The organism is Pantoea cypripedii, from assembly GCF_011395035.1.
Taxonomy (GTDB): Bacteria; Pseudomonadota; Gammaproteobacteria; order Enterobacterales; family Enterobacteriaceae; genus Pantoea; species Pantoea cypripedii_A.
The window spans coordinates 2,157,516-2,181,455 of the sequence record NZ_CP024768.1 but is presented as its reverse complement, the minus strand read 5'-3'; the positions used below and the strand labels follow the sequence as shown (position 1 = coordinate 2,181,455).

At 54.9% G+C, this 23,940-nt stretch carries 20 protein-coding genes; 9 read left to right on the top strand and 11 right to left on the bottom strand.

Annotated features, from left to right (window positions below):
- Positions 1 to 221 precede the first annotated feature (221 nt).
- The 4 genes from asr to rstA form a co-directional block, all read right to left on the bottom strand.
- The gene (gene asr, locus CUN67_RS10155; RefSeq protein WP_208715152.1) at positions 222 to 671 is read right to left on the bottom strand and encodes an acid resistance repetitive basic protein Asr; all 450 of its coding nucleotides are present in this window, start codon (positions 669 to 671) and stop codon (positions 222 to 224) included.
- Positions 672 to 840: 169 nt separating this feature from the next.
- The gene (locus CUN67_RS10150; protein WP_208715151.1) at positions 841 to 2,328 is read right to left on the bottom strand and encodes a carboxypeptidase M32; all 1,488 of its coding nucleotides are present in this window, start codon (positions 2,326 to 2,328) and stop codon (positions 841 to 843) included.
- 14 nt (positions 2,329 to 2,342) lie between these two features.
- Complete coding sequence (gene rstB / locus CUN67_RS10145) at positions 2,343 to 3,650, bottom strand: two-component system sensor histidine kinase RstB (RefSeq protein ID WP_208715150.1); 1,308 nt, start codon at positions 3,648 to 3,650, stop codon at positions 2,343 to 2,345.
- On the bottom strand, positions 3,647 to 4,372 hold the full coding sequence (rstA, locus tag CUN67_RS10140) for a two-component system response regulator RstA (RefSeq protein WP_208715149.1): 726 nt from the start codon (positions 4,370 to 4,372) through the stop codon (positions 3,647 to 3,649). Before rstA ends, rstB begins: the two co-directional genes overlap by 4 nt.
- Before the next feature lie 177 nt (positions 4,373 to 4,549).
- Here rstA and CUN67_RS10135 point away from each other — a divergent pair, with 177 nt between their 5' ends.
- Positions 4,550 to 4,963 carry a hypothetical protein gene (locus CUN67_RS10135; protein WP_208715148.1) on the top strand — a complete coding sequence of 138 codons (414 nt, stop codon included), beginning with the start codon at positions 4,550 to 4,552 and terminating at the stop codon, positions 4,961 to 4,963.
- Here the strand turns inward: CUN67_RS10135 and CUN67_RS10130 are convergent.
- Both CUN67_RS10130 and ydgH read right to left on the bottom strand, forming a co-directional pair.
- Positions 4,960 to 6,351, bottom strand: a complete 1,392-nt coding sequence (locus CUN67_RS10130) for a basic amino acid/polyamine antiporter (protein WP_208715147.1) — start codon at positions 6,349 to 6,351, stop codon at positions 4,960 to 4,962. The two genes, CUN67_RS10135 and CUN67_RS10130, sit on opposite strands and share 4 nt — an antisense overlap.
- Before the next feature lie 207 nt (positions 6,352 to 6,558).
- On the bottom strand, positions 6,559 to 7,512 hold the full coding sequence (gene ydgH, locus CUN67_RS10125; RefSeq protein ID WP_208715146.1) for a DUF1471 family protein YdgH: 954 nt from the start codon (positions 7,510 to 7,512) through the stop codon (positions 6,559 to 6,561).
- 540 nt (positions 7,513 to 8,052) lie between these two features.
- On the opposite strand from ydgH, the gene pntA reads away from it, so the two are divergent.
- Together pntA and pntB are read left to right on the top strand one after the other, a co-directional pair.
- Positions 8,053 to 9,585: a Re/Si-specific NAD(P)(+) transhydrogenase subunit alpha gene (gene pntA, locus CUN67_RS10120; protein ID WP_208715145.1), complete on the top strand. Its 1,533-nt coding sequence runs from the start codon at positions 8,053 to 8,055 to the stop codon at positions 9,583 to 9,585.
- Positions 9,586 to 9,596: 11 nt separating this feature from the next.
- Positions 9,597 to 10,985 (top strand): Re/Si-specific NAD(P)(+) transhydrogenase subunit beta, encoded by a 1,389-nt coding sequence (gene pntB / locus CUN67_RS10115; protein ID WP_208715144.1) that lies wholly within the window; start codon positions 9,597 to 9,599, stop codon positions 10,983 to 10,985.
- 41 nt (positions 10,986 to 11,026) lie between these two features.
- On the opposite strand, the gene uspE is transcribed toward pntB, so the two are convergent.
- Positions 11,027 to 11,989, bottom strand: coding sequence for a universal stress protein UspE (uspE, locus tag CUN67_RS10110; RefSeq protein ID WP_208715143.1), 963 nt, complete (start codon positions 11,987 to 11,989; stop codon positions 11,027 to 11,029).
- Positions 11,990 to 12,108: 119 nt separating this feature from the next.
- Positions 12,109 to 12,861, bottom strand: a complete 753-nt coding sequence (locus CUN67_RS10105; protein WP_084874964.1) for an FNR family transcription factor — start codon at positions 12,859 to 12,861, stop codon at positions 12,109 to 12,111.
- 296 nt (positions 12,862 to 13,157) lie between these two features.
- Here CUN67_RS10105 and smrA point away from each other — a divergent pair, with 296 nt between their 5' ends.
- A complete protein-coding gene (smrA, locus tag CUN67_RS10100; protein ID WP_208715142.1) occupies positions 13,158 to 13,724 on the top strand; it encodes a DNA endonuclease SmrA in 567 nt (188 codons plus the stop codon).
- Here the strand turns inward: smrA and CUN67_RS10095 are convergent.
- The gene (locus CUN67_RS10095) at positions 13,721 to 14,641 is read right to left on the bottom strand and encodes a LysR substrate-binding domain-containing protein (protein WP_208715141.1); all 921 of its coding nucleotides are present in this window, start codon (positions 14,639 to 14,641) and stop codon (positions 13,721 to 13,723) included. The two genes, smrA and CUN67_RS10095, sit on opposite strands and share 4 nt — an antisense overlap.
- 324 nt (positions 14,642 to 14,965) lie before the next feature.
- On the opposite strand from CUN67_RS10095, the gene CUN67_RS10090 reads away from it, so the two are divergent.
- Both CUN67_RS10090 and hglS read left to right on the top strand, forming a co-directional pair.
- Positions 14,966 to 16,288: an MFS transporter gene (locus CUN67_RS10090; RefSeq protein WP_208715140.1), complete on the top strand. Its 1,323-nt coding sequence runs from the start codon at positions 14,966 to 14,968 to the stop codon at positions 16,286 to 16,288.
- A gap of 90 nt (positions 16,289 to 16,378) precedes the next feature.
- Complete coding sequence (gene hglS, locus CUN67_RS10085) at positions 16,379 to 17,716, top strand: 2-oxoadipate dioxygenase/decarboxylase HglS (RefSeq protein WP_208715139.1); 1,338 nt, start codon at positions 16,379 to 16,381, stop codon at positions 17,714 to 17,716.
- A gap of 43 nt (positions 17,717 to 17,759) precedes the next feature.
- Here the strand turns inward: hglS and CUN67_RS10080 are convergent, their stop codons facing one another.
- Positions 17,760 to 18,194: a DoxX family protein gene (locus CUN67_RS10080; RefSeq protein ID WP_208715138.1), complete on the bottom strand. Its 435-nt coding sequence runs from the start codon at positions 18,192 to 18,194 to the stop codon at positions 17,760 to 17,762.
- Between the two features lie 192 nt (positions 18,195 to 18,386).
- Between CUN67_RS10080 and CUN67_RS10075 the strand changes: the two genes are divergently transcribed.
- Together CUN67_RS10075 and CUN67_RS10070 are read left to right on the top strand one after the other, a co-directional pair.
- Positions 18,387 to 19,904 carry a carboxylesterase/lipase family protein gene (locus CUN67_RS10075; RefSeq protein WP_208715137.1) on the top strand — a complete coding sequence of 506 codons (1,518 nt, stop codon included), beginning with the start codon at positions 18,387 to 18,389 and terminating at the stop codon, positions 19,902 to 19,904.
- 213 nt (positions 19,905 to 20,117) lie between these two features.
- Positions 20,118 to 21,794, top strand: a complete 1,677-nt coding sequence (locus CUN67_RS10070; protein WP_208715136.1) for a methyl-accepting chemotaxis protein — start codon at positions 20,118 to 20,120, stop codon at positions 21,792 to 21,794.
- Here CUN67_RS10070 and CUN67_RS10065 read toward each other — a convergent pair.
- A complete protein-coding gene (locus CUN67_RS10065; protein ID WP_208715135.1) occupies positions 21,752 to 22,633 on the bottom strand; it encodes a LysR substrate-binding domain-containing protein in 882 nt (293 codons plus the stop codon). The genes CUN67_RS10070 and CUN67_RS10065 overlap by 43 nt on opposite strands.
- Before the next feature lie 130 nt (positions 22,634 to 22,763).
- Here CUN67_RS10065 and CUN67_RS10060 point away from each other — a divergent pair, with 130 nt between their 5' ends.
- Positions 22,764 to 23,930, top strand: a complete 1,167-nt coding sequence (locus CUN67_RS10060) for a methionine aminotransferase (protein ID WP_208715134.1) — start codon at positions 22,764 to 22,766, stop codon at positions 23,928 to 23,930.
- The last annotated feature ends 10 nt before the right edge of the window (positions 23,931 to 23,940 follow it).

Here is a 23,940-nt window from a genome sequence, read left to right as displayed (position 1 = left end):
TAGTCGGTAAGCGGTAAAATAGGGAGAAATATTGGGATAATCAGCACGCTACAACGACTAAATAAAGAAGCTGGCTGCGACAATGCCGCACAGGATCACCACAATCAGAATGATTTCGAAGCGATAGCGACGCACCATGTTCCGCTACTCCAGTAAACAAACACCCGGCAGAACCGGGTGTTTTCAATCATTAATGCAAGGTCGGGCGCGCGGAGGCAACCTTATTTAGCGGCTTTTTTGGTCGCTTTTTTGTGGTGCTTTTTAGCAGCCTGAGCTTTCTGTGCAGCAGGTTTAGTTACTTTTTTGTGGTGTTTTTTAGCAGCCTGGGCTTTCTGTGCAGCCGGTTTGGTTGCTTTTTTGTGGTGTTTTTTAGCTGCCTGGGCTTTCTGTGCAGCCGGTTTGGTTGCTTTTTTGTGGTGTTTTTTAGCTGCCTGGGCTTTCTGTGCGGCCGGCGCTGCTTTTTTCTTCGCTACTTTTTTGTGTTTCTTGGCAGCCTGAGCTTTCTGAGCAGCGGCTTTCTTGTGTTTATGCGTAGTCGCTTTATGTTTAACCGGTGCAGCGGTAGTGGTTGCAGCAGCAGCCGGAGCCGGGGTAGCAGTGGTTTCAGCTGCGAAAGCTACAGAAGACAGACCCATAGCAGCGGCGATCACCAGCGCAAATAATTTTTTCATTGCAAATTCCTCGAACTATTTTTTCATGTGTAGCCCACTGCGGGGCCGGTGAAATGACTATATGAAATTGCAGGAATTCTTTCCGTGAGGGATTGGTATCGGCGTGTAACGGAATGTACAAAGGAAGGTAAAGGAATGGAAAAGGCGGCCAGCAAGGCCGCCGCGCAGTTTAATCAGCCAGATAGCGTTGTTCAAGGTGCTGGCGAAAATAGTGCGGATTTAAGGTTTCTCCGGTGGCGTTGAGCAGCAATTGCCCGGTTGGGAAACGGCTGCCGTGCTGCCAGATATTCTGTTGTAGCCAGTCAAACACCGGTTGCAGGTCACCCTGGAGAATCAGCTCGCTCACCTGAGGGATGGCGCGCTTCACCGCCTGGAACAGTTGTGCAGCATACATCGCCCCGAGTGTGTATGTCGGGAAGTAACCAAAAGCACCGTCCGTCCAGTGGATATCCTGCATACAGCCATCACGATAATTACCGCGTGTATCAATACCGAGTGCATTCTGCATCTTTTCATCCCACAGCGCCGGAATGTCATCGACTTCAATCTCGCCCTCAATCAAGGCACGCTCAATCTCGTAACGTAAAATGACGTGTGCCGGATAGCTGAGTTCGTCGGCATCGACACGGATCAGACCCGGCTTCACTCGTTGTGTCAGACGAATAAAGTTGTCACTGGCAAGGGCGGGTTGATCGCCCATCAGCGCAATCACCTGGGGCTGGATACGTTGCAGAAACTCGCGGCTGCGTCCCAGCTGCATCTCCATAAACAGGCTTTGCGATTCGTGCATGGCAGTGGAACGGGCATGCGCCACCGGCTGACCGCGCCACTGCTGGGGCAGATTCTGTTCGTAACGGGCGTGACCTGTTTCGTGGATCACCCCCATCATCGCGCTGAGGAATTCATTCTCATTGTAACGGGTGGTGATGCGCACATCTTCCGGCACACCGCCGCAAAAAGGGTGAGCGCTGACGTCGAGACGGCCATGATTGAAATCGAAACCGAGGATGCCCATCAGGCTCAACCCCAGTTGTTTCTGCGATTCGATAGCAAACGGACCGACGGGCGGGGTGACGGGATGCTGCTGTTGCTTTGCCACCACTTTTTGCAGCAGTTCCGGCAGCCAGCTTTTTAAATCACCAAAGGTCTGGTCAAGCTGGGCACTGGTCATACCCGGTTCGAATACGTCAAGCAGCGCGTCGTAGCGGGAGACACCCAGTGCGTCTGCGCGCAGCTGCGCTTCTTCGCGACTGAGTTTCACCACGTCTTTCAGGTTGGCGGCGAACCCCTGCCAGTCATTCGCCGGACGCTGCTGACGCCAGGCGTGTTCACAGCGGGAACCCGCCAGCGATTTGGCTTCAACCAGCGAGGCCGGAAGCAGAGTCGCCTGTTGCCAGGCGCGGCGCATTTCCGTCAGGTTGGCCTGCTCAACATCGTTGAGGGATTCCTGCTGTGCGGCGTCAAACACGCCACCGAGACGTTTGTCGGTCAGCAGTTCGTGCATAAATACGCTCAACTCGGCCATGGCCTCGCCACGCGCGCGGCTACCACCGGCGGGCATGGTGGTTTGCATATCCACACCGGCGATGGCACCTAAATGGCCAAAGCGAGACAGACGCAGAAAAGTGCGGCTAAGTTCCTGATAAGCTGAGGACACGGGGAAACTCCTTGTTAAGTTAAGCGCGATGGGATTTCCCGCAAGGGTAGATCAACCGGCCAGCAAAAGCGAACGCTGGCACCGCCCAGCGGGCTGCTCTCAATGGTAACGTTACCCTGCAACGCAAGGGCGATGGAATGCACAATCGCCAGGCCGAGACCACAGCCGCCGGTGGCGCGATCACGGCTCGGATCAAGGCGAACAAAGGGTTCAAAAACGCGTTCGCGTTCTTCTTGTGGAATGCCTGGACCGTCATCCTCCACCTGTAAACAACCGACACTACCGTCAAACCACAGGCTGACGCGCAACCGTTGTTGGGCGTAGCGCAGCGCGTTGTTGACCAGGTTATCCAGCACGCGCTCCATCAAACGGGTATCGGCGACACCCACGTTTTCACGCTGCGGGATGTCAAGATCGATCTGCGCCTGCGGATTGACCGCCTGCACATCTTCAATATGCAGGCGCAGCCATTCGGCGAGATCAAAAGATTTGAGCGTCAGATCGACGCGCGGACGGTCGAGGCGGGCATAGGTCAGCAGCTCCTCGATTAAGCTTTCCAGCTGGCCGATATCCCGATTAAGCGCCGCAGATTCGTGTTCGCTCAGGTTTTCACTCATTTCCAGTCGGTAGCGCAGACGCACCAGCGGGGTACGTAACTCATGGGCGATACCGTCGATCAATTGTTTCTTACTGGCGACCAGCGTGTTGATGTTATCCGCCATCTGGTTGAAGGCAACGCCGAGACGGAACAGGCTGGAGGTGCTGTCAAAATGGGTACGCACATCCAGTTCACCCCGGCCAAAGCGCTGCGCCGCTTTTTCCAGCCGCAGCATCTCTTTCCAGTGGGGGCGCATCCAGATAAACACCGGCAACGCCAGCGACATGCCGATAAAAGCCAGCAGCGCGATATCCAGCAGCCGCATCTGATGCAGATAAAACAGGTAGGGAATCGGTCCGACGGACAAGACGTAATGGCTGCGCGGAATGTGTTGCAGGAAGGTATATTGATCATCAAGCGCGACAATTTCACCCGCGCGCAACCGCTTCATATCCGGCTCATCCAGTTCATATTTACTCATCGGCTCGATGTGCAGATTGAAGGATAAATCGAGATCGAGACTGCGGATGGTTTTGTTCCAGTCACGCGGCGGGATCTCGCGCAATTCGCTGCGCATCAAAAACAACGAACTGGCCATCAAATCGTTCATCGACTGGCGTCCGGCGCGTTCGGCGGTGAATTTGTACACCAGTCCTACCAGCAGGGTCATCACCAGAAAGCAGACGAAAAGTAATAAATAGAACTGGATAAAGAGCTTTCTCATGCGGAACGGGTATCCCAGGCCTGCGGCGCGAACAGGTAGCCTTTGTTACGGATGGTTTTGATGCGGAATGGCTCGGTGGCGCTGTCATACAGTTTCTTGCGCAGGCGAGAAATTGCCACATCAATGCTGCGATCCATCCCGTCATAGCTAACGCCGCGCAGGGTTTGTAACAACGCATCACGATTGAGGATCTGCCCGGCGTGATTGGCCAGTTCCCACAACAGATCAAAGTCAGCGGTAGAAAGGGTGATGTTTTCCTCAAACAGCGTGACCTGCCGATTCAGTGCATCGATAGTCAGCGAGCCAAAGCGCAGTACCTTCTGCGAACTTTGTACCGCCGGGGTGAATTCAGGCTGGCCGATATGCGCCTGGCGTAAATGGAGACGCAGGCGTGCCAGTAGCACAGCGGGTGGGGTGGTTTTCAGGATGTAATCGTTAGCCCCCATCTCCAGCGCCAGAATGTGGTTCATGTCGCTGTCGAGCGATGTCAGCAACACAATCGGGCCTTGCCAACTGGCACGCAAATCGCGACATAAGGTCATGCCGTCTTTGCCAGGTAGCATGATATCCAGCATCACTAAATCGGGATCGGCGGCGGCAATGGTGGCTTCTGCGCGGTCGCCGCGCGTTTCCACAATCACGTCAATGTCATGACGTCCGAGGTAGGCGGCAATCAGTTCACCGACTTCCGGTTCATCTTCCACATATACAATCTTGTTCATAATCCACTGTGACTGGTGAGTATGGACAGCAGCATAGCTTTTTCAGCTGCTGAGCTCTATGCTACAGCACGAAATATCCTTTGCTCTCTGGTATCCGGGCCGTGAAATGTGCCATTATTAGCAGCGCGTTGTGGCGCAAGGTTCGGAACCGTAATGAAAAACAGGAGGAGTGCGAGGGTGTCTGATAAAGAGCTGGCTTCAGCCGGATACAGTGACCGCATCTGCTTCAATTACAGTGATTTCCTTTCCGCCTCGTGCAAGAAACGCTGGAGCTTTGTTGACGCCATCTACGGTGTGTTACCCATTTTTGGCATGGTCACCCGTAAATCAGCGCACAGTCTACAGGCCAGCGATGATCATCTGAAAGAATTAGCATTACAAATCATTTCAACTCAGGTCAGTGATGAGATCAACATTGCGCGCCTGATCACCCTGGCTGAACAGCAGCATATCAGCCGTTTCGATATCCAGTTACCTTATCCGCTGTCAGCGGAGCAGCTTGACGCCATCCATCAGGAATACCGTAAGCCGCTCAACCTGACACAGCAGGGTGACCTGCTGTGTGTCTCCATCCCCGGTCAGCCGCATTAATTTGCCAGCTGCCATACGGCAGGCACTGACGCGGCGATTAAAAATGCGATAGCGATACGTTCCAGCTGTGACAGCGTTTGGCTGGCACGGCCACCGCGACGTGCGTACAGAAACAGCAACACGCCTGGCGCGTAAAGCACCACGGACAGCAGCAGGTGGAGCGGACCAGAGGCATACAACAACCAGATGCCATACAGGCTGGCACCGATGCCCGTCAGCATCGCCAGGGGCTTTTGTTGCCCGCGAACTACTTTGACCAGATAGAGGCCGACCAGCAGATAAGGCACGAGAATCATCTCGGAGGCGATGGTGAGCAGGGTGTTGTAGTCCGCGCCGGTGACGGCAATCAGAATCAGACACACCTGCACGCTGCCATTGGTGAGCCATAGTGAGGCCGCAGGGGAGTTATGGCGGTTTTGCCGGGCAATGCTACGCGGAAACGCCCCCAATTGCGCAGCAAGGAACGGGACTTCAGCGGCCATAATGGTCCAGCTCAGATAGGCACCGCATACCGAAATGATTAAGCCGATAGCGATGATGGCATCTCCCCAGTGGCCGATCAGATGCTGCATCAATCCGGCCATGGAGGGATTACGCATTTGCGCCAGCTCCGCACGCGGCACGACACCCAGCGACAGCAGCGTCACCAGCAGATAAACCAGCAGCGCGGCCAGCACCGCCAGCATTGTCGCGCGACCGACATCCTTCTTATGACGCGCACGGGCAGAGACCACGACCGCGCCTTCAACACCGATAAACACCCAAAGGGTGATCAGCATGGTCTGCTTAACCTGTTCCCACAGTGGTTTACCGAGTGCAATACCGCTGAAATCAAAGCGGAAGCGATCATAGTTAAACGCCATCACCGCCAGCACCACAAACAACAGCAGCGGGACCAGTTTGCCGAGCGTGGCCAACAGGTTGATGCTGGCTGCGGTTTGCACGCCGCGCAGCACCAGCGCATGGACCAGCCACAGCAGCACCGAGGCACCGAGCATCGCCTGCCAGGTATTTCCATCACCGAATACCACGTGGTCTGGCGTATCGGTAAAGAAACTCAGCGCAGAAAACACAATCACCAGATAGGAAACGTTGGCGATAACCGCGCAGAGCCAGTATCCCCACGCCGAACAGAACCCCATCAACTCGCCAAATCCGGCGCGGGCATAGGTAAAGATGCCACCCTCCAGCTCGGGTTTGAGGCGTGTCAGCAATAGCATCGCCAGAGAGAGAAACAGAATTCCCACCCCGGTAATTAACCAGCCAATCAGCAACGCCGCCGGACCGGCAACGGCGGCCATATTTTGCGGCAAGCTAAAAACACCCGCACCCAGCATTGAACTGAGCACCAGCGCGGTGAGTGCACTAAGACCTAATTTTTTATCCAAAACGCCATTCCTGAGCAGCAGAGTATGCTGGGTAAAAAGGATTCCGTTGGATATTAACGCGACAAATCGTCGGCTTTGAAACGGAATGCCCTGAAAATCAGGCGGCAGATTTTACGGAGTGCGTAACGGGAAGGCAATGAATGATGATGCAGAGAAGGTTAGCTTTTATGCAAACAGCAGGGCGACGGGTGCCGCCCTGCCTGGGGTTTACTTGAACAGGTCTGCGGTGACGGTCAGGTTGCCGCCGCTCTGGTTCTGCCACTGACGGGTAACGTGATAATACTTCGCCCCTTTATCACCGGCACGTTTTGCCACTTCTTCTGATACTTCAGTCGGTGAACCGAAGTGACCGGTAAAGGTCACGGTATCAAACGGCTGCATCTGTGCCGCGGTGATCGCGTTCACTTCCTGGATTTTCTTGCCGTCGGCTAAGGTTACCGTGTAACGCTCACCGGTGGAGGTTTGGGTTTCAAAGAAACGACCCACTTTAGTGGTTGGGGTTTCTGAAGAGGCAACGCCTGGGATCTCAACGTTTTTCGCGGCAGCACCCCCTGCGGCCAGTGCGGCTTTACCGGCTTCAGAATCAGCAGGGATCAGGTTCGGGCTCTGAACTTTGCGTTCTTTAGCATCGGCTTTGTAGACATAAGCAGTAACGTACTGGTTACCGCCGTTGTTGGCATCGATCTGACGAACAATAAAGAAAGAGGCCGCGCCTTTCTCTTTTGCTGCTTTAGAAATGGCGTCATTCACATCTGGCTGGCTGGGAAAGAAACCACTCACGGAAACGGTATCGAATGGCTCCAGACGGTAGGCTTCAGCTTTTGGCAGCGCTTTAACGCCATTGTAGCTGAGGTATTCAGTCTGTTTTGATGCTTCAGGCGCATCCGCGTGGTACAGGTCAGCGGTGACGCGCCAGTTACCGCTGTTGCCGTTGCTGTCGTTAATGCCCTGAATATAGTAAGAGGCAGCGCCCAGTTCATCAGCACGTTTAGATACGGCGTCCGCAGCGTCGCCAATCGCGTTGAAACGGCCGGTGATATTAATACGTTGGAATGGCTTCAACGCGGCCGCTTTTTCCGGCGTCAGTTCCTGCGCAGCAAACGCATTGGCTGCCAGCAGTGATAACAAGGTGGACGCCAGAATGGTGTTCTTAAGCTTCATAAAAATGATCCTTCGCCTTACGCAAAAATGAGTACGAAAACGTGCTGGACTCTTGATGTATAACAGATTAGCCGCTGATTATTACATGTAATAATCGGCCTGTCTCAGCCAATTTATGCGACATAGATTGACAATCTACCCGGATTATTCATTGGACTGTCATCAGTCTCTGCTATGGCGTTTTTTTGTGCGCGTTACCACTAAATCTGGTAACACTTAGTGCTGCAATAGTTAAAGTATTGTTAAATAAAGGTTTTTAATAACACTAAATTCGCCGTGACACGATTTTGCTCAGCATATAATTTTTTAATATGACCAAAACACAGCGGTAAAACGTGGCATTCAATCTTTGCTTCTGAATATTTGTGTGAATGTCATAAGCAGGCATTATCACTGTGGATCGCTATTCATATTTTCAGTAGGTTATAAAGACTTTGTTACATTGCGCATTTCGCTCATAAGTAGCTGAAACGCTGTTTCAGTTGCCTGAGCCTGTGCCGCTTACAGACCCTCATCCTTTAACCGATGAAAGGAAACAGTATGTTAATTGGGATACCCAAAGAGCGGTTAGCCAATGAATCGCGCGTGGCCGCCACGCCGAAAACCGTTGAGCAACTGATCAAGCTGGGATTCAGCGTAACCATCGAGCAGGGCGCAGGTATTCGTGCCAGCTTTGATGATGAAAGTTTTGTTGCCGCAGGGGCCACCATCAGCAACACCGCTGACGTGTGGCAGTCAGATATCGTGCTGAAAGTGAATGCGCCCGATGAGGCCGAAATCGCGCTGACGCGTGCAGGTAGCACCCTGGTCAGCTTTATCTGGCCGGCGCAGAATCCGGTGCTGCTGGAAAAACTGGCGGCGCGCAACGTCACCGTGATGGCGATGGACTCCGTACCACGTATTTCCCGCGCCCAGGCGCTGGATGCGCTCAGTTCGATGGCCAACATTGCCGGTTATCGCGCCATTGTTGAAGCCGCGCATGAATTTGGCCGTTTCTTTACCGGCCAAATCACTGCCGCAGGTAAAGTTCCTCCCGCTAAAGTGATGGTGATTGGTGCGGGCGTTGCTGGCCTGGCCGCCATTGGTGCGGCAGGGAGTCTGGGTGCTATCGTGCGCGCATTCGATACCCGTCCGGAAGTCAAGGAACAGGTACAAAGTATGGGTGCCGAGTTCCTTGAGCTGGATTTCGAGGAAGAAGCGGGCAGCGGCGATGGCTATGCCAAAGTGATGTCAGAAGCCTTTATTAAGGCGGAGATGGAACTGTTTGCCACGCAAGCGAAAGAAGTGGACATCATTGTCACCACGGCGCTGATTCCGGGCCGCCCGGCACCGAAGCTGATTACCAAAGAGATGGTTGCCAGCATGAAACCGGGAAGCGTGATTGTCGATCTGGCGGCGCAAACCGGTGGTAACTGTGAGCTGACCGTCGCCGATCAGGTCACGCTGACCACCAACGGCGTGAAGATCATTGGTTACACCGATCTGCCCAGCCGCCTGCCGACCCAATCTTCTCAGCTGTATGGCACCAACCTGGTGAACCTGCTGAAACTGCTGTGTAAAGAGAAAGACGGTCAAATTACCGTCGATTTTGAAGACGTGGTGATTCGTGGTGTGACGGTAATCCGTGACGGCGAAGTGACCTGGCCAGCTCCGCCGATTCAGGTTTCTGCGGCACCGAAAGCTGCGCAGCCTGCTGCGGCACCCAAAGAAAAGGCCGAGGAAAAACCGGCATCACCGTGGCGTAAATTTGTGCTGCTGGCGCTGGCCGTGGTGCTGTTCGCCTGCCTGGCAAACGTCGCGCCGCCGGAGTTCCTGTCGCACTTTACCGTGTTTGCGCTCTCCTGCGTGGTGGGTTACTACGTGGTGTGGAACGTCAGCCATGCGCTGCATACGCCGTTGATGTCCGTCACCAACGCCATCTCCGGCATTATCGTGGTGGGTGCAGTGTTGCAGATGGGGCACGGCGGTTGGGTCACGCTGCTGTCATTTATCGCGGTACTGATCGCCAGCATCAACATCTTTGGTGGCTTTACCGTCACCCAGCGCATGCTGAAAATGTTTCGTAAGAATTAAGGGGTAACAACATGTCTGGCGGATTAGTCACTGCAGCATACATTGTTGCCGCGATTCTGTTTATTTTCAGCCTTGCCGGTCTCTCTAAGCATGAGACATCGAAGCAGGGTAACATTTTTGGCATGAGCGGGATGGCTCTCGCGCTGCTCGCGACCATCTTTGGCCCCAACAGCGGTAACGTTGCCTGGATCCTGCTGGCGATGGTGATCGGCGGCGCAGTGGGCGTCCGTCTGGCGAAGAAAGTCGAAATGACTGAAATGCCGGAGCTGGTTGCCATTCTGCACAGCTTCGTCGGTCTGGCGGCGGTTCTGGTCGGCTTTAATAGCTACCTCGACCACGCACCGGGCCTGTCGGCGGTGATGGAGAACATCCATCTGACCGAAGTGTTCCTTGGCATCTTTATCGGTGCGGTCACCTTCACCGGTTCGATCGTCGCCTTTGGTAAACTGCGCGGTAAAATTTCATCGCGTCCGCTGATGCTGCCGCATCGCCACAAGCTGAACCTGCTGGCGCTGGTGGTTTCATTTGCGCTGCTGGTGTGGTTTGTCCGCACCGGAAGCACCGGTGCGCAGGTGTTTGCACTGCTGCTGATGACGCTCATCGCGCTGGCTTTTGGCTGGCACCTGGTGGCGTCGATCGGCGGTGCTGACATGCCGGTGGTGGTTTCCATGCTGAACTCCTATTCAGGTTGGGCCGCAGCCGCAGCAGGTTTCATGCTGAGCAACGACCTGTTGATCGTCACCGGTGCGCTGGTGGGTTCGAGTGGTGCCATCCTGTCTTACATTATGTGTAAGGCGATGAACCGTTCGTTTATCAGCGTGATTGCAGGTGGTTTTGGTACGGATACCAGCGTCGGCGGCGAAAGTGAAGAAGCCGGTGAACACCGCGAAATCAATGCCGAAGAAACCGCCGAGCTGCTGAAAGCCTCAACCTCAGTGATCATCACCCCAGGCTACGGCATGGCGGTGGCGCAGGCGCAGTACCCGGTGGCCGAAATCACCGAGAAACTGCGGGCACGCGGGATCAAAGTGCGTTTTGGTATTCATCCGGTGGCCGGTCGTCTGCCGGGTCATATGAACGTGCTGCTGGCGGAAGCCAAAGTGCCGTATGACGTGGTGCTGGAGATGGATGAGATCAACGATGATTTCAGCGATACCGACACGGTACTGGTTATCGGCGCTAACGACACCGTGAACCCGGCAGCACAGGAAGATCCGCGCAGCCCGATCGCGGGTATGCCGGTGCTGGAAGTCTGGAAAGCGCAGAACGTTATCGTCTTCAAACGTTCGATGAATACCGGCTATGCCGGTGTGCAGAACCCGCTGTTCTTCAAAGACAACACCCAGATGTTGTTTGGTGATGCGAAGGCCAGCGTGGAAGGCATTCTGCGCGCATTGTAAAAACAAGGGGCGACCAGATGGTCGCCCTTCGTATTTATCGATTATTCGTCGTCATCTTCTTCGTCATCATCATCGAGTTCGATGGGTGATTTAAAGTCATCAGGCTTAATCGCCAGCAAATCGCAACGCAGATGATCGATCACCTGTTCAGCGGTATTTCCCAGAAACGCCGCAGACAATCCGGTACGGCCAATGGTGCCCAGCACCACGATACCCGCGCCCAGATGGGCGGCGATATCGGGGATCACTTCTTCCGGCAAGCCTTTTGCCACATGGGTGAATTCTTCACTGATGGAAAACTTCTGCCGCAACGCTTTCATCGCCACCAGATGCTGGCCGCGAATCGCATCGTTATAGACGCTGGGATCGAAGTCCGGCAGTTCGATAGCGATGTTTATCGGGGTAATCGGGTAGGCACCCACCAGATGTACTTCGGTGTGATTCACCATTTCCGCCAGCACCGTGGTTTCCTGAATCAGCTTTTGGTTGAGGGCGTCATGATGGGGTTCTTCGCTGGCGAGGTTAACCGCCACCAATGCTTTGCCGCCTTCTGGCCACGGCTGGTCTTTAACCATCCACACCGGGCACGGGCATTTGCGCAACAGATGCCAGTCGGTGGGGGTGAAGATCACCGCTTCCAGCCGATCGTGCTGGTGCGCCATCTTCAGCACCAGATCGTGCTGATGGGTCATGACCTCATGAATAATCGCCTCGAAGGGGCGGTTATGCCAGATCACCTTGATTTCAATATCGACACCCGCCTCTAAATAGGCATGGGCCTGTTCACGGATCCACTCGGTACGCTGGCTGATCACGCCTTTGCGCATATTGCCGCGCTCATCAGGCGACAGCAGCGTGGTCATTTCGTATGAAAAGTCATAGATAGGCAGGAAAGCTTTGATTTTTCCGCCGATGCGTTGATTGAGATACACCGCACGCCGCAGCGCGGGTTGATCATCCTGCTGTGCATCAATCGCGACCAGAATATTTTGGTACCGGGTCATAAGGCAATCTCCTCAAAACCAAAGCAAGTTGGGTTAAAGATAGCCTAAGTTAGGACAGTGCAGAAGGGAAAAAGTTGTTGCCGGATCAATAAAATAACATTTATTGATCCGGCTGAGTGTCAGGCAGCCTGCTCAGTCTGACCAGCAAGTTCTGCCAGCAAAGCATGGTTTTCAATAGTGATATATTTGCCTTTTACCGCCAGCATGCCACTTTTCTGGAAACGACCGAGTAAACGGCTGATGGTTTCTACGGTTAGTCCCAGATAGTTACCAATATCACCGCGTGTCATGGTTAAACGGAACTCGCGCTGGGAAAAACCGCGCTGACCAAAGCGGCGCGACAGGTTCCAGATAAAGGCGGCGAGGCGTTCTTCGGCGTTCTTTTTCGACAGCAACAGAATCATGTCCTGGTCGCCTTTAATCTCGCCACTCATCAGGCGCATCATCTGCTGACGCAGGGCGGGCATTTTACCGGACAGATCGTCGAGCGTTTCGAATGGAATCTCGCACACCATCGCGGTTTCCAGTGCCTGAGCAAAACTGGGATGATGGGCGCTGACAATGGCGTCAAAACCTACCAAATCACCTGCCAGATGGAAGCCGGTAATCTGTTCGTCACCCTGTTCAGTGATGGTGTAACTTTTGATGGTGCCAGAGCGAATCGCGTATAAAGATTTGAGTTCATCACCGGCTTTGAACAATGTCTGGCCTTTCTGAATCGGCTTTTTGCGTTCGATGATATTATCCAGCTGATCCAGTTCGTGCTCGTTCAGCGTGAAGGGAATACACAACTGGCTGATACTGCAATCCTGACAATGGATGGCACAACCGCCAGACTGAATACGTCGAATGCTGCGTTTTTCCGGGATCATAATGTCTACGCTCGATGATTATTGACTGTGGTCAATTTTAACATTTTTCCGTGCAAAGGGCACTCATCCGAGCAGTAATAATCCTCAAAAAAAGTGGGGGTGACGCAAAAATAGTTGATCAGCGCTAATTCCGCTATTTGCCGATAAATTCCGCAAGGGTGTTTTTTGATCTGGAACGATTTGTTGACACTTTTTCGCTCCGCCCGTTGCTGGATTCTTGTGCAAAAAGTGACAGATGTGATGCCAGAAAGCATTTGCTACTCTTTCTTCGCTGAATTGTTATGTGGGAAAAAACCATGAACCTTGATGATGATGACCTTTTCCGGGATGCCATGGGTGATGTGACACCGTTGAAAGATTGCGCCAATACGCAGTGGCTGCGCACACCGTCCACCAAAGAGCCACGTGCACCTCAACGCAATGATGAACAGGAAAATTTTCTCACGCGTGGCTTTCTGGAGATTATTCCGCTGGCGACGCCGCTGGAATACAAAGCCGACGGTATTCAGCAGGGAGTGCTGGATAAACTGCGGCAGGGCAAATACCCGCTGGATGCCAGCCTCAATCTGCTGCGTCAGCCGGTGGAAACCTGCCGTCAGTCGTTGTTCAGCTTTATGATGCAGGCGCATAAGCAGGGGCTGCGCAACCTGCTGATCATTCACGGCAAGGGGCGGGATAATGAATCGCACGCCAATATCGTGCGCAGCTACCTGGCCCGCTGGTTGCAACAGTTTGACGATGTACAAACCTTTTGCATGGCCCAACCGCAGCACGGCGGTGCGGGAGCGCTCTACATTGGATTGCGCAAAACCGATAAGGCGCGCCTGGATAACCGTGAACGGCACGCCAAGCGCAGCCGTTAACTGTGGAACTTACGGATTGTCGCCATTAAAACCTCTGCGCTCAGGCTTAAGGTATTGCCGGTGCGGGTGATAATACCCACCGGCTCACCAGGCCCGCTGGAACTGATGGGCAGGGCGCAGACGGCGTTGTGATTCAAATCTTCTTTAATGGCGCCGGACGGTACAAACCACACATAGTCGTAACGCAGCGCCAGCTGACGGGCCAGCGAGGTGGAAGAGGTTTCAACGCAGTTGGCGGGCAGGGAACAATCCTGATCATCCAGCATCTGCTGGGCGATACGACGCGGCGCAGTGCCCTCCGGGGAGATCACGACCGGCCACTGCATGGCACGTGATAACGTGACATTGTCACTTAAAAGCGGGTGCTCCGGGCGTACCACCAGCTTCAGCGACTCCAGGAACAGCAACTCATAAGTCAGTCCGGCCATCATTTCGCTGTCGGCCATGCGCCCAATACCGATATCAAATTCCCCGGCACGTAACCCCGCCAGCAGGACGTTGTTATGCAGGGTCGCTACCTGAACCGTGGTGTTGGGTTGCTGCTGATGAAAACGATCGAGAATTTGCGGCAGCATACCCATCGCTGCGGTCGTCAGTGCGCCAAGACGAATCACCATTGGGCGTCCTGCCAGCGGGGCGTTGAAGCTCTGCCCGGCATGATTCAGCGCATCCAGCACCTTTACCGCATGGGTAAGAAATTGTTCCCCTAGCGTAGTCAGCTGCGCACCGAGGCGGCCACGCTCAAACAAACGGGCACCCGCCAGTTCTTCCAGCTCGTTGAGGGTTTTCGATAGCGCAGGCTGGCTGAGGCTGAGAGTTTCTGCTGCCCGGCCAAGCGTGCCCTGTTGCGCTACCGCAACAAAGGTATGTAAGTGGCGCAAGCGAATGCGCTGATTGAAAAGGATATTTTTGTCCATAACCTCACACTTAATGAGATTTCCAGCGCGCAGGCAACTGGCAAACTGAAATTTTGTTAACCAACCTGCAAAATTATATTAACAATTTTAGCTTGTGTGGCGCGAAACGCATAAGTCACTGTAATGACAGGGAATACCGGATATTCATCTGGCTGCCAACTTATCATCGCCAGTAATATCAGAGGGTTAAGATCACAAATATTGAATAATTCTCAATTACATTCAAAATTACTGCCCGCTATTGTTAACGATGAGCTATCATAAGCGCCGTTTTTTTTACCAAAACTGATGTTTAAATCGGTAAGCCGAAGCAGGGGTTCTGACGTGACCAGCGTTGAAGCAGTAGATGTCCGCCAGCTCATCAATCAGAGCGCATTAAGTAGCTGGCAAAAGCGCCTGATCGCGCTCTGCTTTATTGTTGTGGCGCTGGACGGTATGGACATCGCGCTGATGGGCTTTATCGCCCCGACGCTCAAAACCGCGTGGGGAGTCAGCAATCATCAGCTCGGTGTGGTCATCAGCGCCGCATTGGTGGGGCTGGCTCTGGGTGCCGTGGTGGCGGGGCCGCTGGCCGACCGTTTTGGGCGTCGCCTGCTGATTCTGCAAAGCGTGCTGTTTTTCGGCATATGGACGCTGGCGACCGCGATGGCACAAAACATCGAGCAGATGATGTTGTTCCGTTTCCTGACCGGCTTAGGTCTTGGCGCGGCAATGCCCAACGTCGGTACCCTGGTGGCGGAATACGCCCCTGAACGTCGCCGTTCCTTCATTATCACCGTGGTATTTTGTGGTTTCACCTTCGGTGCCGCCTCGGGTGGTTTTGCCGCCTCCTGGTTGCTGCCGCGTTATGACTGGCATGCGGTGATGTTGCTCGGCGGCGTGTTGCCGCTGGTGGTGCTGCCGTTTCTGTTGCGCGGTTTACCGGAATCCGTGCGCTTCCTGATCAGTCGTCGCGCGCCCGCAGCGCGGATTCATGCCATCCTCGATCGTATGTTGCCGGGCGCAGTGCAAGCCAACAGCCATTTTCAAAGTGCAGAGCCACCCGCAGCACGTCGCGGGGCGATGTCTACCGTGGTTTCCCGCCGTTACCTGTTTGGCAGCCTGATGCTGTGGGGCGGTTATTTTATGGGGCTGTTTTTGGTGTATCTGATTGGCAGCTGGCTGCCATCGCTGGTGCATACGCTGGGGATGTCCGTTACCGAAGCGGCGATTATCACCGCCATGTACCAGGCCGGCGGCACGCTGGGTTCATTGTTCGCTGGCTGGCTGATGGACCGCGTCAATGCCAACCTGGCGCTGGCGGTGATTTATTTCTGCGGCGGCATCGCGATTATCGCCCTTGGTTTCTCCCCGGCTCAGGTGGGGCTGATGAGTGGCATCGCTTTTTGCAGCGGCTTCTGTTTTAACGGGGCCAATACCGGCATGAACGCGCTTTCCGCCAGCTTCTATCCCACCCATGCGCGCGCTACCGGTTCCAGCTGGATGCATGGCGTAGGGCGAGCCGGGGCCATCCTGAGCGCCTTTGTGGGGGCAGAATTGCTGTCGCTCGGCTGGTCATTCAGCCATATCTTCCTGATGCTGGCATTCCCGGCGGTATTAACCACGGTGATGCTGGTCCTGAAATTTCGCTTCGGCGACCCGGAGTAAGCAGGTGAGATCACAGTTCCACGAAATTGTTACCCGGTGTTAAACGGTTGATCTACAGTAGCAACAACCCTTTAGCCCGAGGTGATGATCATGGATAACTTTCTCGCCAGCGATGCCATTCGCACCCTGTTTTCTCAGGCCATGTCGACGATGTACCAGCAGGAGGTGCCGCAATATGGCACCCTGACGCAGCTGGTCAGCGCGGTCAACGAACGGACGCTGGAAGCCAATCCCGCACTGAAAAATCGTCTGGCGGCTGCCGATGAACTCAGTCGCTTAAGCGTGGAGCGTCATGGCGCCATCCGCGTTGGCACCGCTGCGGAATTAAGCCTGTTACGGCAGATGTTTGCGGTAATGGGGATGTATCCGGTGGGGTACTACGATCTGTCGCAGGCTGGCGTGCCGGTGCACTCCACCGCGTTTCGACCGGTTAGCGATAGCGCGCTGCGACGCAATCCCTTCCGTGTTTTTACCTCGCTGCTGCGGCTGGAGTTGATTAACGATGAGGCACTGCGTATTAAAGCCGCGGCCATTCTTGCGGCGCGCGATATTTTTACCCCCGGCTGCCGGGCGCTAATCGCGAAACACCAGCAGCAGGGCGGTCTTAACGCTGCCGATGCCGCGCTGTTTGTCAAAGAAGCGCTGGAAACCTTTCGCTGGCATGCGCATACCACGGTGGATAGCGCCACTTATCGTGCCCTGAGTCAGCAGCATCGTTTAATCGCCGATGTGGTGTGCTTCCGCGGTTGTCATATCAATCACCTGACGCCCCGCACGCTGGACATCGACCGTGTGCAGGCGCTGATGCCGTCACGCGGTATCGATCCTAAAACGCTGATTGAAGGCCCACCGCAACGTCAGGTGCCGATTCTGCTGCGGCAGACCAGCTTCAAAGCCCTTGAAGAGCCGGTGCATTTTAAAGATGGCTTTCAGGGGACGCATACCGCCCGTTTCGGCGAGATCGAGCAACGTGGTGTGGCGCTGACGCCGAAAGGACGTGCGCTGTATGATAAGTTGCTGGCAGAAGCGGGAACGGGCCGTGATAACCAGCAGCATCAGCAGCATCTGGCGGCGGTGTTCCACGATTTTCCCGACGATGAAACCAGCCTGCGGGAACAGCAACTGGCGTGGTTCCGCTATCGGCTAACAGAAAAGGGCATTCAGTCGCCGCCCCGTGCCGAAGAGAGCATGGAACAGCTGATGCAGGAAGGCCGGTTACTGGCAGAACCTATTACCTATGAAGACTTTTTACCGGTAAGCGCTGCGGGAATTTTCCAGTCTAACCTGGGTGATGAAGCCCAGGTCCGCAGCGCCGGTAATGCCAGCCGTGAGGCCTTTGAAAACGCGCTGGGTGTCGCGGTGCAGGACGAAATGGTGTTGTATCAGCAGATGCAGCATCGCAGCCTGGTACGCTGCGGTCTGGCATAAAAAAGCCGGTCTGCGCATCTCCGCAGACCGGCTTTTTGTCTCATTATTGCAGGCGCGGGGTACGCACCAGCGAATATTTCCCGGCACCCAGGAACATAATCGCCAGAGCACCCAGGGTATAAAGGGCTTCCGTCTCCAGGGACCATGCACCCACATCTGTGAGATGCCAGACCACGCCCATTTTTACCAGCAACGTCGCGACAATCATGTTGATCACGATAATGAACGCCGCAGGGCGTGTCATGAAACCCACGATCATCATAACGGGTGCCAGAATTTCCCCGATGTACGCACCGTAGGCGATGAAACCTGGCATGCCTCTGACGGTAAGCAGATGCTCAATCCATGCCACACCGTGAACGACTTTAAATTCACCATGAAACAACAGCAATCCGCCAAACGTCAGGCGGAGTAACAATTTAGCGAAGTCCGGATGATCACACATCCGGGTAAACAGCTGGTTAATGCCACCGAACATTGCGCTTCTCCATTTCGCCAGGTCAACCTGTCACATTAAATCTAATCGGTAAATGGCAACCCGCCAAAAAATCAGAATGGGACGTTGCCTCTATCGCGCGTGTTTTCAGCTTAATCTGCAAATTCCTCAGCAACATGGACATTCACACCGGGCCTGCAAATAATGGAGGAATGCATTATCAGGGAAGCCGAGATGAAAAACGAACGACGTCTGAGGATCATGACAGCGGAAGGTGAACTCAGAGGCACAATGGATGATGATCTTTTTGTCTTCAAGGGGATACCCTATGCCGCTCCGCCGGTTGGCGCATGGCGCTGGCGGCCGCCGCAACCGCTGCAACCCTGGCAAGGGGTGCATGATGCCACAGCATGGGGCGATGCCAGCTGGCAAAATCGGGACTACTGTGTCGCGGCAGGTGGGGGAGATCCGGGGCGTTTTAGCGAAGATTGTCTTTATCTGAATATCTGGACGCCCGATGTCGAACCTTCCAGGCCACTGCCGGTCATGGTATGGCTGCATGGCGGGGGATTTGCTATTGGCGCAGGCAGCCTCGATCCTTATCGTGGTAAAGCGCTGGCCGCGCAGGGCGTGGTGGTGGTGACCATCAACTATCGTCTCGGTCATTTCGGTTTTTTTGCCCACCCGGCGCTGGATGCGGAGTATCCGTCTGATGGCATCGTGAATAACTTCGCGTTGCTTGACCAGATTGCGGCCCTGCAATGGGTGCAGCGTAATATCCCGGCATTTGGCGGCGATCGTCACAATATCACCCTGTTTGGTGAGTCCTCAGGTGCGCGCAGCGTGCTGTCGTTGTGTTGTTCTCCGCTGGCGGAGGGACTGTTCCACAAAGGGATTGTCCAGAGTGCCTATAGCCTGCCGGATGTGACCCGCCCGGAGGCATTGCAGGCGGGTAAATCGGTCGCTGCGCATTTCGGGCTGACGGAAAACGCCTCTGCCTCTGAGTTACGCGAGTTGCCTGCGGAGGCGTTCTGGCCGCTGCAACGTCCGCTGGCGCTGGGGCCGGTGCCGATCAGTGGCGATGCCGTATTGCCAAAGCCGATGCTGGCAACGTTTCTGGCGGGAAAACAGCAGCGGGTGCCTTTGATGATTGGCAGCAATAGCGATGAAGCCAGCGTGCTGGAGTATTTTGGCGTCGATGCCACCCAGGTGCTCAGGCAGCTACGGCGTAGAAACCGCTTCAGCTATCGGGTGATCAAGTGGCTGTACGATATTCACGATGATAGCCTGCTGGGGCGAGCGGTGGCACGCGACATGGCCTTTTCGGTGATGCCACTATTGATCGTTAAAGCGCAACACAATATCGGCATGCCTGGCTGGCGCTACTGGTTCGATTATGTTTCCGAGCAATCACGCGATCTCTATCCCCACGGTGCCTGGCATGGCAACGAAATCCCTTATGTCTTTAATACCCTGCACGCACTGCCACCGCCCGGGGGACGGACTTATACCGCCGCCGACCATGCCTTTGCCGCCAAAGTCAGCGCCTTTTGGGTAACGTTTGCCCGTGACGCAAATGAGTTTAGCCATCAGTTGCAGGGTGACCCTGCCTGGCCCGCCTGGCGTGCCGGTGAAGATGTGACGCTGGTCTTTGGCCAGGATGAAGAAAATCCCCTGCGGTTGCAGCATCGTTTTATGCGTGGGCGACTGCGATTGTTCCGTCTGATGATGCGCAGCATGGTGAAACTTTAATTAACGGGCTAATGCTTAAATTCCGCGAACGTTTTTTTAAGGCAAATTTTTGCGCATCCCTATGATTTAGCTCAGACAATCCTTTTGTATCCGCCCCCGATCCAGCAATTAATTAGCTTGCAAAACCCGTACATTTTCTGAATCTGCTGCCGATAAACGCAATATGCCCGATTTTATCGGGCCTCCATTGCGTTTCACATCAAGGGATTTCGTATGGGTATCTTAAAAAACTTTACTATTCGTGCCGTCATGCTGACCATTCTTGGGCTGTTTTGCCTGCTGTGGTGCGTCGTCGGCCTGTTTAGCGTCCACTCGCTAAACGCTCTGGGTGACGGCAACGAGGTTGATCGTCAGTTGGTCAATCAGATGACAGTACTGAGCAAAGGCAACGATCAATATTTCCGTGTGGTCACACGTATGTCGCGCGTGATGGAAATCCGTGCCTCTGGTGCAACACCGCCCGCCGATGCATTCGGGCCGGTGCAACAGGCGCTGGACAGCATGAAGCAGCAGCTGGAACAGTTCAAAGCGATGGCCCCAGGGCCAATGGCTGCGGACACCGCCAATAGCGTGATCGCCAACTGGCAGAAACTGCTGGATGAAGGAATTGCGCCGCAGGTAGCGCTGGCGCAGCAAGGCACGCTGGAGGCTTACCGCGCGCAGGCCAACAATGTCACTCCGGCATTGAGCCGTGCGTTTGGTGCCAGTGCCGAGAGTTTTAATCAGGCTGCGGCAATCAAGCTGGACGAAACGCGTGTCAACGTCGATAAGCTGACCAACGTGACGAAGGTGATTATTCTGGCGGCGGTGGTGGTGGGTTTGTTGATCCTGCTGTTCACCGATCGCTACCTGGTCACCATGCTGGTTAAGCCGCTGGATAAAATTCGCGATCACTTCGCCATTATCGCTCAGGGCGATCTCAGCCAGCCGGTAGAGGAGTTCGGTCGCAACTGCGTTGGTAAGCTGGTGCCGTTACTGCGTGCGATGCAGGACAGCCTGCGTGAAGCGGTGAGCGCCATCCGCAGCGGTACGGAAAACATTTATCGTGGTGCGGCAGAAATTTCCGCGGGTAACAACGATCTCTCTTCCCGAACGGAAGAACAGGCTGCCGCGCTGGAACAAACCGCGGCCAGCATGGAGCAGTTGACCGCGACGGTGAAATTCAACGCCGACAACGCACGTCAGGCCAGCTCACTGGCGGAAACCGCCTCCGGTACTGCGCAGCAGGGTGGCCGTCTGGTGGGCGAAGTGGTGACTACCATGGAAGGGATTTCCGGCAGTTCGAAGAAAATCGCCGAAATCACCAACGTGATCAATAGCATTGCCTTCCAGACCAATATCCTGGCGCTCAACGCGGCGGTGGAAGCCGCGCGTGCCGGTGAGCAGGGCCGTGGTTTTGCCGTGGTCGCCAGCGAAGTGCGTAACCTCGCCCAGCGCAGCGCCAATGCGGCGAAAGAGATTGCTACCCTGATTGAGGATTCGGTGCAGCGGGTCGGGAAAGGTTCTGAGCTGGTGAACCATGCCGGTCATACCATGAATGACATCCTGAAATCGGTTCAGGATGTGAATGAGATCATGAAGCACATCGCCGCCGCCTCGGAAGAACAGAGCAAAGGGATTTCGCAGGTAGGTACGGCGGTGACGGAGATGGATAGCGTGACGCAGCAGAATGCCTCACTGGTTGAAGAGGTCTCCGCCGCTGCCAGCGCGCTGGAACGTCAGACTGAAGAGTTGCAGGCGTCAGTGGCGAAGTTCCGACTCGCGCCCAGCGCGCCAGTCACGACGGCGGTGAAACCACCGGCTGCGCCCGTGTTACGTCGTCCGGCGCTGAACGCGACGCCTGCGGCTCAATCCAAATCCGCCAGCGCCGACGAATGGGTTTCATTCTGAGGCTGACACAACCACGCCACCAGTTCCTGCAGGAAGGGTGGCGCATCGCGTTCCGCTCGCTGTAGCAAGCTATAACTCGCCCCGGTAGAGACGCAGTGGTCAAACGGGGCGATTAACCGACCATTCGCCAGATCATTCTGTACCAGCGACACATCCGCCACCGTCACGCCAAATCCCTGAATCGCCGCACTGATCGCCAGATCCATGGTGGCAAAATGTTGGTTGCGCGCCATCGGCACGCTGGCCTGTTGCGCATGCAGCCACAATTGCCAGTCGCGGGTGTCATTGGTGGGATGCAAAAAGGTGAAACGGAACAAGGCCGCCACGCTGGCAGGGGGCGCAACGCTGCTGGCCAGCACCGGGGTTAAGCGTTCATCGAATAAATGGATGGCCTCGGCAGGGGCAATGCCGTAGACAATCGCCGCATCAAAGTTATCCAGTTGCGAAGCATGATCGAGGGTGGTGGTCAGCGCTACGTGAATATCCGGCCGCTGTTGTTCCAGTGCCACCAGACGCGGTACCAGCCAGCGCATGGCGCAGGTGGGGGCTTTCAGCCGAATCGAGACATTGCTGCGGCTGGCTTTTTCCGTGGCATTCACCAGCATGGCGAATCCCTGTTGCAGCTCAGGCAGCAGCGCCGCCCCCTGCGAAGTAAGATGCAGCCCGCGCGCGTGGCGTTCGAATAATGCAAACCCCAACCAGCTCTCCAGCGCCGCAATTTTGCGGCTGACTGCGCCCTGCGTAATGCAGAGTTCACTGGCGGCACGGGTCAGATTGAGGTGACGCGCGGTGACCAGAAAGGCGTGAATGGCGTTGAGCGGCAGAGCAGAGCGGGACATAACAGCCTCAAGCTATGATTTTAAGTCATGGCTATTATGACAACAATTCGCTTGTGGACTCAAGCAGCAGGCCGTTGAATAGAAATCTGATTTTATTACGTGGTTATGCAACCTATCTGGCGGAGTTACGATGTCTCTTCAATCAAGTGTTCAGACCTCTTCAAAATTACCCGACGTTGGCACCACTATTTTCAGTGTGATTGGTCAGCTTTCGGCACAGCATAAAGCCATCAACCTGTCGCAGGGCGCGCCTAATTTCCCCTGCGATCCACAGCTGGTCGAGCTGGTGAGCACAGCGATGCGCGAAGGTCATAACCAGTACGCGCCGCTGACAGGTCTGCCGGCACTGAAAGAAGCGCTGGCGCAGAAAGTGCATACTTTGTATGGCCAGCAATATGATGTCGGCAGTGAAGTGCTGATCACCGGCAGCGCCAGCCAGGGCATTTACATGGCGATTTCCGCGCTGGTGCATCCGGATGATGAAGTGATTTTCTTTGAACCGGCGTTTGATAGCTATGCGCCAGTGGTTCGCTTGCAGGGCGGTACGCCGATTGGCCTGAAATTGCAGGTGCCGGATTTTGCCATCAACTGGGACGAACTGCGCGCCACCATTACGCCGCGTACCCGCATGATCATCATCAACACGCCACACAACCCGAGTGCGCAGGTGTTAACTCCGGCGGATCTGGATCAACTGGCGGCATTGACCCGTAATACCGATATCGTGGTGCTGTCCGACGAAGTGTACGAACACATCGTGTTTGATGGTCGTCCGCACTGCGGCATGGCAACTCACCCGGAGCTGGCACAGCGCAGCGTGATTGTTTCGTCATTTGGCAAAACTTTCCACGTCACCGGCTGGCGCGTGGGATATACGCTGGCACCGGCCGTGTTGATGACAGAAATCGTCAAGGTGCATCAGTTTATGATGTACGCCGCGGATACCCCGATGCAGGTGGGTTTCGCCCACTATCTGCAACACCCGGAAAATTATTTGCAACTGTCGCCGTTCTATCAGCAGAAGCGCGATCGCCTGATGTCATTGATGGCGGATTCGCCGTTTAAGCTGCTGCCGTGCGCCGGTTCTTTCTTTGTTTTAGCCAGTTACGGACATTTCAGTGACGAAAGTGATAGCGAAATGGTAAAACGTCTCATCGTCGATCACGGTGTGGCCACCATTCCGTTGTCGGCGTTTTATATGGATGGCACAGACAATAAATTAATCCGTCTGTCGTTTGCCAAAGACGACGCGACATTACAGGCCGGAGCAGAAGCACTCTGCCGGGTCAAAGGGTAACTTAGGGGTA

Coding starts and splice junctions, on each gene's coding strand:
- asr (WP_208715152.1), bottom strand. CDS start 671: ATGAAAAAATTATTTGCGCTGGTGATCGCCGCTGCTATGGGTCTGTCT.
- rstB (WP_208715150.1), bottom strand. CDS start 3,650: ATGAGAAAGCTCTTTATCCAGTTCTATTTATTACTTTTCGTCTGCTTT.
- rstA (WP_208715149.1), bottom strand. CDS start 4,372: ATGAACAAGATTGTATATGTGGAAGATGAACCGGAAGTCGGTGAACTG.
- ydgH (WP_208715146.1), bottom strand. CDS start 7,512: ATGAAGCTTAAGAACACCATTCTGGCGTCCACCTTGTTATCACTGCTG.
- pntA (WP_208715145.1), top strand. CDS start 8,053: ATGTTAATTGGGATACCCAAAGAGCGGTTAGCCAATGAATCGCGCGTG.
- pntB (WP_208715144.1), top strand. CDS start 9,597: ATGTCTGGCGGATTAGTCACTGCAGCATACATTGTTGCCGCGATTCTG.
- uspE (WP_208715143.1), bottom strand. CDS start 11,989: ATGACCCGGTACCAAAATATTCTGGTCGCGATTGATGCACAGCAGGAT.
- CUN67_RS10105 (WP_084874964.1), bottom strand. CDS start 12,861: ATGATCCCGGAAAAACGCAGCATTCGACGTATTCAGTCTGGCGGTTGT.
- smrA (WP_208715142.1), top strand. CDS start 13,158: ATGAACCTTGATGATGATGACCTTTTCCGGGATGCCATGGGTGATGTG.
- CUN67_RS10095 (WP_208715141.1), bottom strand. CDS start 14,641: ATGGACAAAAATATCCTTTTCAATCAGCGCATTCGCTTGCGCCACTTA.
- hglS (WP_208715139.1), top strand. CDS start 16,379: ATGGATAACTTTCTCGCCAGCGATGCCATTCGCACCCTGTTTTCTCAG.
- CUN67_RS10080 (WP_208715138.1), bottom strand. CDS start 18,194: ATGTTCGGTGGCATTAACCAGCTGTTTACCCGGATGTGTGATCATCCG.
- CUN67_RS10075 (WP_208715137.1), top strand. CDS start 18,387: ATGAAAAACGAACGACGTCTGAGGATCATGACAGCGGAAGGTGAACTC.
- CUN67_RS10070 (WP_208715136.1), top strand. CDS start 20,118: ATGGGTATCTTAAAAAACTTTACTATTCGTGCCGTCATGCTGACCATT.
- CUN67_RS10065 (WP_208715135.1), bottom strand. CDS start 22,633: ATGTCCCGCTCTGCTCTGCCGCTCAACGCCATTCACGCCTTTCTGGTC.
- CUN67_RS10060 (WP_208715134.1), top strand. CDS start 22,764: ATGTCTCTTCAATCAAGTGTTCAGACCTCTTCAAAATTACCCGACGTT.